This window comes from Neisseria sp. P0021.S005, from assembly GCF_051956955.1.
Genome location: NZ_JBQCWY010000128.1, coordinates 1 through 7,158, shown reverse-complemented (window position 1 = coordinate 7,158; position 7,158 = coordinate 1). Strand labels below are relative to the sequence as shown.

The window sequence follows — 7,158 nt, the reverse complement described above, 5'->3', positions numbered from 1 at the left end:
GAAGCCCTCGCCGCCGGCGAAAAAGTCATCATCCTCTATCCGCACTTTACCGCATTTGAAATGGCGGTTTACACGCTCAATCAGGATGTGCCGCTGACCAGCATGTATTCGCACCAAAAAAACAAAGCCCTGGACGAGCAGATCCTGAAAGGCCGCCACCGCTACAACAATGTTTTCCTGATCGGCCGCACAGAAGGCCTGCGCGCCATCATCAAACACCTGCGCAAAAGCGATGCGCCCTTTCTTTATCTGCCCGACCAAGACTTCGGCCGCAACGATTCCATTTTCGTCAATTTCTTCGGCATTCAGACGGCCACGATTACCGGCCTCAGCCGTATCGCCGGCATGACCAAAGCCAAAATCATTCCCGCCATTCCCACGCGCGAAGCCGACAATACCGTAACCCTGCGCTTCTATCCGGCTTGGGACAATTTCCCGACCGAAGATGTCGAAGCCGATACCCAGCGCATGAATGACTTCATCGAAGAGCGGGTACGCGAGCATCCCGAACAATATTTCTGGCTGCATAAACGCTTCAAAACCCGTCCCGAAGGCGAAAGCAGCTTTTATTGACTACATTGAATTACAATTTGAATATGCAAAAAGCGACGAAATCCTTCTTTCGCCGCTTTTTCATTTTAATTGAATCAAACCGAAACTCATGTTTGGTTTTAAACAATCAAATAATATTCTGCTTTAAATGCTTTAAAAACAACTTTTTTCATCGTGATTGAAACTTTCAAACAACCCTATATTTTTTCTCAAATGAAAAACATCAGGCCAATACACTTTTTTCATTTACATATTAAATTTAATTTCTTTTAAAAACAATATATTAAAAAACAGTCCATCTGAAAAAATACATTTTAATCATTCAAAATATGAAATAAAATTAAATTAAAATTTAAAAAAACAAAATAAATATCTAAATTTAAAACAATTATGAAATATAATTGCAAAAATATGACAATACCTGAAATTTATACCGAAACTAGCCTTCAGAAAAAAATACTTGGCAAACTGTAAAAATTCGCGTAAATTTCACTACATCAAATTACAAAACGTTCAGACGGCCTCGCTGGTTTTAGATACTTTTGTAAGCAATTTTCTGATATTGCAAGAAATTGCGGTATTTTAGAGGATTTCGGTGCAATGCCCGAAATGAAAGTTTACCGATGCAGAGTTGAGCTGCATCTGTAAAGCCGCAGGTGAAAGCCTGTATTGTTTGTGAAGCGTAAATCTCTGATTTGAGGTATTGGGGCAATCCTGTGGGGGATTGCCTCTTTTTTTATCTGCGCCGTCATGCCACAATGACATCATCCCTTATCCAACCCGATCACGCCATGACTCCGATACTTGCCTTCGACATCGAAACCATTCCCGACGTAAACGGCATCCGCCAGCTTTACGATTTGCCTGCCGATTTGCCCGACAACGAAGTCGTCCTGTTTGCCCAGCAGCAACGCCGCACCAAAACCGGCAGCGACTTTATGCAACACCATCTGCACCAAGTCGTCGCCATCTCCTGCTGTATGCGCTGGGGTCAGGACAAAATCCGCGTCAGTACCATCGGCGATCCCGAAGACAGCGAAGAAGTCATGATTGCCAAATTCTTCGAGGTCATCGAAAACTATACGCCGCAACTCGTCAGCTGGAACGGCGGCGGTTTCGACCTGCCCGTCCTCCACTACCGCGCCCTGATACACGGCATCAGCGCCGCCCGTTATTGGGACATGGGCGACGGCGACTTTGGCGACAGCCGCGACTTTAAGTGGAACAACTACATCAGCCGCTACCACTCCCGCCATTGCGACCTGATGGATTTGCTCGCCCTCTACCAACCGCGTGCCAGCGTGCCTTTGGACGATATGGCCAAACTCTGCGGCTTCCCCGGCAAACTGGGCATGGACGGTAGCAAGGTCTGGGACGCTTATCATGCAGGCCGTCTGAAAGACATCCGCGATTATTGTGAAACCGATGCCGCCAATACCTACCTGATGTATATGCGCTTTCGCATGATGAGCGGCGCGCTCGATGCCGACGAATACGAAGTCGAAATCAAACGCATCAAACATTATCTGGCCGCACAAGCCGAAGAAAAACAACACTGGGCGGAGTTCGTCGCTGCTTGGCGTTAAATCAGGCCGTCTGAACAGCTAAACCAAAAAACCAAAAGGGCGTGATCGACACGCCCTTTTTTATATTTCGACAAACCATGCCCATTAAGCAGGCAAACGCCCCAGCGTTACCCTATCCAATCCAGCCAAATCCTGTTCGGTTGCCACTTCTGCAAAACCGTTCTCCAGCATAATGTTCCGCACTGCTTTGCCTTGGTCATAGCCGTGTTCAAACAGCAGCCAGCCGTTGGCTTTCAGGTATTTAGGGGCTTCTTGGGTAATGTGGCGGATATGGCTGAGGCCATCTGAAAAGTCGGTCAGCGCATTTTGCGGTTCAAACCTCAAATCACCTTGCGATAAATGTTCATCGCCATCCTCGATATACGGCGGATTGGAAACAATCACATCGTATCGGCCTTCAGACGGCTTGTCGGTATCAAACCACGAACCCTGCGCAAACTCCACTTTTGCGCCCAATTCGGCCGCATTTTGACGGGCAGTATCCAAAGCACCGACGCTGATGTCGGATGCACGAACATCGGCATCACCGCGTTCAAGCGCGATGGTTACGGCAATGGCGCCGCTTCCCGTCCCCAAGTCCCACACACGGCCTTGCGACGGCAAGCGTTTGAGCACGGCTTCCACCAAATGCTCAGTTTCATGGCGTGGAATCAGCACATGGGGATTGACGGTAAAGCGTCGTCCGTAGAACTCGCGCTCGCCCAACAGATAGGCCATCGGCTCGCCTTTCAGACGGCGTTGCGCCAAAGCCTCCAAGATTTGCAGGTCAGATTCCGCCAAATCGTCCGTACCGCGTGTAACCAACTGCGCACGCGTGTAACCCAGCGCATATTGCAACAACATCCGCGCTTCATTTTTGGGCAGTGCCGATTGGCGCAACCATTCATCAAGCGTCATTTCTCGTCCCATCTGCCAGCGTTGTGGCTTTTCTTTCCTTAATCTTTCCGGCAAACGTGCCGATGGTGGCAACCGCAAATGCGGCATACCACAAATAAAATCCCGCGCCGTAGCGCACAATATCCGATGTATTCCCTGCTTCATCGACGTGTACGGCTTTCACACTGAAAGCCACCAGCGCCAAGCCCCAAAGTGCCGTATGGACAGGCACAACCTTCTTCCGCAACACCAGCAACACAATGGCCGCCAACCAAACATAATTCGCATAGGCCGCACAATATCTGATATCCAAAGAAGCAAATATCGACCCCAAAATCAAAACGGTCAAACCCTTCATGCTTTCATGATTGCCCAAATAAAATGCAACATTGGACAAAGATGCTATCCACAGTGCAACCGACACCAGCAACATCACTATGGGAAAACTTGATTTCCGATTCTGTTCCTGCATGGTTTTATCCTAATGCAAAAGGCCGTCTGAAAACCTTTCAGACGGCCTGCCGTTTAAATTTCGCTACCGCCGACGGTCAGTCCGGCATCAATCCTCAGTGTCGGTTGTCCGACGCCGACAGGAACGCTCTGCCCTTCTTTGCCGCAGACACCGATGCCGCTGTCGAGCGCAGTGTCGTTGCCTATCATGGAAACGTGTTTCAGCACTTCGGGACCGTTGCCGATGATGGTCGCGCCTTTGACAGGATATTGCAGTTTGCCGCCTTCCACCCACCACGCTTCGGATGCGCTGAACACGAACTTGCCGCTGGTAATGTCCACTTGTCCGCCGCCAAAGTTGACGGCGTAAATGCCCTTGTCGATGGACGCGATGATTTCTTCCGGCTCATAGCCGCCGTTTTCCATAAAGGTATTGGTCATGCGCGGCATAGGAGCGGAAGCGTAACTTTCGCGGCGGCCGTTGCCGGTCGATTGCATACCCATCAGGCGGGCGTTGGTTTCGTCCTGCATATAGCCGACCAAAATACCGTCTTCAATCAATACAGTACGGCGGGTTTCGTTGCCTTCGTCGTCGATATTGAGCGAGCCGCGTCTGTCGGCAATATCGCCTTGATCCACAACGGTAACGCCTTTGGCAGCCACGCGCTCGCCGATTCGGCCGGAGAAAACGCTGGTTTCTTTACGGTTGAAATCGCCTTCCAAACCATGTCCAACCGCTTCGTGCAACAACACGCCCGGCCAGCCGTTGCCCAAAACAACGGTCATCTCGCCGGCAGGCGCAGGACGGGATTCAAGATTGGTCAGGGCTTGTTTGACGGCGGAATCGACAAACCGATGCACCAAGTTTTCATCGAAATACGCCAAATCATAACGCCCGCCACCGCCTGCGCTGCCCTGCTCGCGACGCTCGCCCTGCTTGGCAATGACGGTTACGTTCATGCGCACCATCGGACGGATATCGGCAGCGTGTTTGCCGTCCAGACGGGCGATGTACACCATGTCGTATTCGCAGGTCAAACCGGCCATCACTTGCACGATACGCGGATCGGCGGCTTTGGCCAGCGTTTCAACTTTGTTCAACAGCGCGACTTTGGCAGCAGAATCAAGACTGGCAATAGGGTCAATCGCCATATGGACAGGCTTGCCGTAGGCAGGTGTCGGCACTTTGACGCTGGCTTCGCCGCCAGCCGCACCAATCACGCGCACGGCTTTGGCAGAGCGGTTGATCGAATCGATACACAGGCTGTCAGCGTAGGCAAAAGCAGTCTTATCGCCCGAAACGGCACGCACGCCCACACCCTGATCGATTTGGAAGCTGCCCGATTTGACGATGCCTTCTTCCAAATGCCAACTTTCATAGGCAGTACGCTGGCAATAGATGTCGGCATAATCGACATGGTTGGCGCCGATAATACTCAGGCTTTGGGCGAGCAAATCGGGGGAAAGGTGGTTGGCTTCGAGCAAATCTCGCTGTACCGCGGCGTAGGTTTGTTGCATAATTTTTCAGACGGCCCGACGAGCAGGCAAAGTTAATTTGGCCTTGATTATACGGTATTTTATATGGCTTTGGATATGTTGATTGCTTGGATTTATGAGTGATTGAAACAAATCAAAAGGCCGTCTGAAATATAGGGTTGAAATGTTTGCCTTACCCTATTTCAACCGGCCTGTTCGTTTGACGTTCAGACGGCCTTTTCAATCACGGCAAAGCCAATGCCACAATTTAATTTCCATACAAAACAAAGCATTACAACAAAAACCATTATTTTTTCAATTTTGCTATTGATAATAGTTATTATTAGCGTATAATCAAAACCACTCGGAAGACGTCCTAATCCGAGCCATTAAACGACAGATTTTATCCCCCTCTTTCCCATTATCTCTTGATACTCGGAGTGCGCATATACGAAACATACCTGTTCCCCTTTATATCAGATACTCAAAACCGAAAAACATGAAACCCACTGCCGATACAGTGGGTTTCGTGTTTTTTGGCGTTCGGTTTATCAGGCTTGGCCGGCTGCTTATCAGGCCGTCTGAAACCGAATAGGCCTGATTATCGGCAGGTTTTCATGTTCAACTTGCCATAACGGCCGACAATGTTTCTGATGTCTTGGGCATCGCGCTCGTCGACCGCCATAAAGACCACGGTCATGCGTGCTACGCTCAAACCGGTATCGGGTGCGCTTCTGTCTTCCTGTTCGACAATGCGCGCACCGCCAAAACCTGCGCTGGACAAGCGTGAAATCAAAACTTGGGCGGAAGAGCGGCTGCGTGTTACGTCAATGCTGATTTCGCCGTTGTGAATACTGCCGCTAAAGCCGCGGCTGCCCAAGGCATCAAGCTGGGCGGAAGTGTCGCCGTCGGCAGGCAAGACCACGCGGAAGGTTTTGGAAGAAGTTTCGCCACCGGATGCGCCGTTACGTTTTTCGATACTGCGGCTGGCCGCATGAGGCCATTTGCCCAACAAGCCTTTGATGCGGTGGTAATCGTCTTCATCCATCACTACGGTGGCGCTGCTGGTACACAAGCGTTCCACGCCGGCCGCGTCCATCTCTTCTTCGGCTGCGCGACGCTCTTGCGCTTCTTTCTCGCGGCGCATTTTTTCTTTTTTCTCTTTCAACTGCTGCGCTTCTTGCTTTTTACGCAAGGCTTCTGCTTCTTCGGATTCAGGTTCTGCCATAATCAGGCCGTCTGATTCATCCGCCACCCAATCGGGTTGCGATGCCTGCTGAGGCTCGGCTTTGGGCGCGTCCAAAGAAGACGGGCGCAATAATTCGTGCGTGCCGCCTTCCAAGGCAGATTCGGGTTTCGCGGTTTTATGTTGTGTCCGATAGGCAACCATGCTGCCAAAAACAATGATGTTGAGTGCGACCAAGACCGCAAACAGCCATTTCATGATGCGTTTTCCTTTTTATTGTCCGTTGCGATGGGCAATCCAATGCAAGAGCCCGTGAATCACGAGATTATCGACGATTTTCACTTGATTGTCATGAACGAATGACTCCGGCAGCGCCTGCACGACTCTGGCCGCGCCGCCGCCCGTGATAATAATATCGACCGGTTTGCCTTCGCCCGTTTTGTCTTTCAGACGGCCATGCATCATCATCAACGCGCCGCAAACGGCATCCATCATGCCGCTGGCAATGGCGTTCGGCGTTGTGGTTGGGAACGGATATACCTTGCCGATGGGGCGGTTGAGGTTGGCGGTCTTGAGCGCCATCGCCTCTTTCATCAAGTGGAAACCGGGCATGATGGTGCCGCCGAGATAATGATTGTCTTCCGTCAGCGCGTCGGTGGTTACGGCGGTGCCGCAGCTGACGACGACGCAGGCATTTTGCGTAAAGCGACGGCTGCCCAGCGCATTAAACCAACGGTCGGAGCCATGTTCTTCAGGACGGCGGTAATGGTTGCGGATACCCAAAGCCTGCGGCATGGAAGACAGCCATTCGACCGGACGGGTTAATTGTTCTTCCACCATCGCTTTTTTTACCGAACCGCACACGGCGCAACCGACAATCTTCACATCATCATCGGCAAATTGCAGCCATTCTTCGCCCAGCTGGGTCAAATCACGATACGGCGCGCGGCCGACTTCGGAAAATGTGCCGTTCTCTACCCACGCCCATTTCAACTGACTGTTGCCGCCGTCCAGCAGCAAAAAGCGTTCCGG

At 51.0% G+C, this 7,158-nt stretch carries 7 protein-coding genes; 2 read left to right on the top strand and 5 right to left on the bottom strand.

Going from position 1 to position 7,158, the window contains the following annotated elements; all coding sequences use genetic code 11:
- Positions 1-573, top strand: a 573-nt coding sequence (locus ACTHUE_RS08795) for an LpxL/LpxP family acyltransferase (protein WP_440423299.1), incomplete at its 5' end; no start/stop codon positions are given.
- Positions 574-1,343: 770 nt separating this feature from the next.
- Positions 1,344-2,138, top strand: a complete 795-nt coding sequence (locus ACTHUE_RS08790; protein ID WP_039862538.1) for a 3'-5' exonuclease — start codon at positions 1,344-1,346, stop codon at positions 2,136-2,138.
- A gap of 84 nt (positions 2,139-2,222) precedes the next feature.
- Here ACTHUE_RS08790 and prmC read toward each other — a convergent pair whose 3' ends face one another.
- From prmC to ACTHUE_RS08765, 5 genes are all read right to left on the bottom strand, one after another.
- Complete coding sequence (gene prmC / locus ACTHUE_RS08785; protein ID WP_004520961.1) at positions 2,223-3,035, bottom strand: peptide chain release factor N(5)-glutamine methyltransferase; 813 nt, start codon at positions 3,033-3,035, stop codon at positions 2,223-2,225.
- A complete protein-coding gene (locus tag ACTHUE_RS08780; protein WP_004520960.1) occupies positions 3,025-3,486 on the bottom strand; it encodes a hypothetical protein in 462 nt (153 codons plus the stop codon). Before ACTHUE_RS08780 ends, prmC begins: the two co-directional genes overlap by 11 nt.
- Before the next feature lie 53 nt (positions 3,487-3,539).
- Positions 3,540-4,982 carry a metalloprotease TldD gene (gene tldD, locus ACTHUE_RS08775; RefSeq protein WP_004520959.1) on the bottom strand — a complete coding sequence of 481 codons (1,443 nt, stop codon included), beginning with the start codon at positions 4,980-4,982 and terminating at the stop codon, positions 3,540-3,542.
- 559 nt (positions 4,983-5,541) lie between these two features.
- Entirely contained in the window at positions 5,542-6,384 is an 843-nt protein-coding gene (locus tag ACTHUE_RS08770) for a hypothetical protein (RefSeq protein ID WP_004520957.1), read from the bottom strand.
- Between the two features lie 15 nt (positions 6,385-6,399).
- On the bottom strand, positions 6,400-7,158 hold a 759-nt coding region (locus tag ACTHUE_RS08765; RefSeq protein WP_440423297.1), incomplete at its 5' end, for a type III pantothenate kinase.

Excerpts from the sequence above, each read along its gene's own strand:
- tldD (WP_004520959.1), bottom strand. The coding sequence starts at position 4,982 with ATGCAACAAACCTACGCCGCGGTACAGCGAGATTTGCTCGAAGCCAAC.
- prmC (WP_004520961.1), bottom strand. The coding sequence starts at position 3,035 with ATGACGCTTGATGAATGGTTGCGCCAATCGGCACTGCCCAAAAATGAA.
- ACTHUE_RS08790 (WP_039862538.1), top strand. The coding sequence starts at position 1,344 with ATGACTCCGATACTTGCCTTCGACATCGAAACCATTCCCGACGTAAAC.
- ACTHUE_RS08780 (WP_004520960.1), bottom strand. The coding sequence starts at position 3,486 with ATGCAGGAACAGAATCGGAAATCAAGTTTTCCCATAGTGATGTTGCTG.
- ACTHUE_RS08770 (WP_004520957.1), bottom strand. The coding sequence starts at position 6,384 with ATGAAATGGCTGTTTGCGGTCTTGGTCGCACTCAACATCATTGTTTTT.